2 protein-coding genes are annotated in these 1,715 nt (G+C 68.0%); both read right to left on the bottom strand.

Features of this window, described 5'->3' with window-relative positions; translation table 11 throughout:
* Window positions 1-841 (bottom strand): ABC transporter ATP-binding protein (locus E1261_RS44640; RefSeq protein ID WP_132416417.1); only part of this gene is annotated, 841 nt, incomplete at its 3' end.
* Window positions 841-1,715, bottom strand: an 875-nt coding sequence (locus tag E1261_RS44635; RefSeq protein WP_132416415.1) for an ABC transporter ATP-binding protein, incomplete at its 5' end; no start/stop codon positions are given. The genes E1261_RS44635 and E1261_RS44640, both read right to left, overlap by 1 nt.

The raw sequence follows: 1,715 nt of genomic DNA, 5'->3' as shown, positions 1-1,715 counted from the left end.
CCGGGGAGGGTGGGTCGCCGGCCAGGACGATGCGTTTGCGGCCTTGGCGGGCCAGGCCTGGCTCGGCGGAGAGCAGGGCTTGCGTGTAGGGATGGGCCGGTACGTCGTACACGTTCTGGTGATCGCCCAGTTCAGCGACTCGGCCGAGGTACATGACGGCGACCCGGTCAGAGACGTGGCGGACGACGGACAGGTCGTGGGCGACAAAGATGATGCTCAGACCGAGCTCGCGTTGGAGCCGCATCAGCAGGTTCACGACCTGTGCCTGGACGGAGAGGTCGAGGGCGGAGACCGGTTCGTCGCAGAGCAGGACGTCGGGGTTCAGTGCGATCGCGCGGGCGATGCCGATCCGCTGCCGCTGACCACCGGAGAACTGGTGCGGGAACTTCGTCTCGTCCTCGGCCCGCAGACCGACCAGCTCCAGCAGCTCGCGGACGCGCTTGCGGATGTCCACTCCCTTCGAGACGTCCGGGTGCACCTCCAGCGGCTCGGCGACGATCTCGCCGACGCGCATCCGCGGGTTCAGGCTGGAATACGGGTCCTGGAAGACGACCTGAACGTTCCGCCGCCACTGCCGCAGTTCGCGGCCGCGCAGTTTGCTGACGTCCACACCGCCGTAGTGGATTTCGCCCGACGTCGGCTTCTCCAGCGCGGCGAGCAGCCGGACCAGCGTGGACTTGCCGCAGCCGGACTCGCCGACGATGCCGAGCGATTCGCCCTTGCGGAGCGTGAGATTCACGCCCTCGACCGCGCGGACCAGGACCTTCGATCCGAAGTGGAGTGCCGGGCTGATGTCGTAGTGCTTCACCAGATCCGTTGCCACCAGCAACTCTTCGGCCATCAGACGGCCTCCTTCTCGGCCAGCGTCGTCCGCCGGATACACGCGGCATCGCGGCCGGGCGCGACGGTCAGCAACGGCGGTACGTCGTGCGCACAGTCCTCGATGGCGATCGGGCACCGCGGCCGGAACGCGCAGCCGGACGGAATCGCCCGCAACGACGGCGGCGTACCGGGGATCGTGGGCAGCTCCTGCCCCTTGAGCTCGGCCGACGGCATCGACCCGAGCAACCCTTCGGTATACGGGTGCACGGGATAGTCCAGCGCGGCCGCGGTCGACGCGCGCTCGACGACATGACCGGCGTACATCACCACCACGTTGTCGGCCACATCACTCACCACCCCAAGGTCGTGAGTGATCAGTACGACGCCCATGTCGCGCTCCGCCTGCAGTTCCGCGATCAGCTCGAGGATCTGCGCCTGCACGGTCACGTCGAGCGCCGTGGTCGGCTCGTCCGCGATCAGTACGTCGGGATCCAGCGCGAGCGCCATCGCCAGCATCACGCGCTGCCGCATCCCGCCGGAGAACTCGTGCGGATAGTCGCGCACCCGCTTCGACGCAGCCGGAATCCGCACCTGGTCGAGCATCTCGGCCGCCTTCTTCAGGGCGTCCTTCTTCGACAGCCCGCGATGCACGCGGTAGCACTCGGCGATCTGGGTCCCGACCGACTGGACAGGATTGAGCGCGGACAGCGAGTCCTGGAACACCATGGTGATCCGGTCCCCGACGATCTTCCGCCGTTCCCGCGTCGTCATCGCGATCAGATCGGCGCCGCGATACTCCGCCGTACCGGAGACGATCCGCCCCGGCGGCATGTCCAGGATCCCGGTCAGCGCCTGCGTCGACACGCTCTTACCCGACCCCGACTCCCCCAGGA

The organism is Kribbella albertanoniae (assembly GCF_004348455.1).
Classification (GTDB): Bacteria; Actinomycetota; Actinomycetes; order Propionibacteriales; family Kribbellaceae; genus Kribbella; species Kribbella albertanoniae.
The sequence above is the reverse complement of the archived record's forward strand: the minus strand, read 5'-3'. Positions and strand labels throughout refer to the sequence as shown.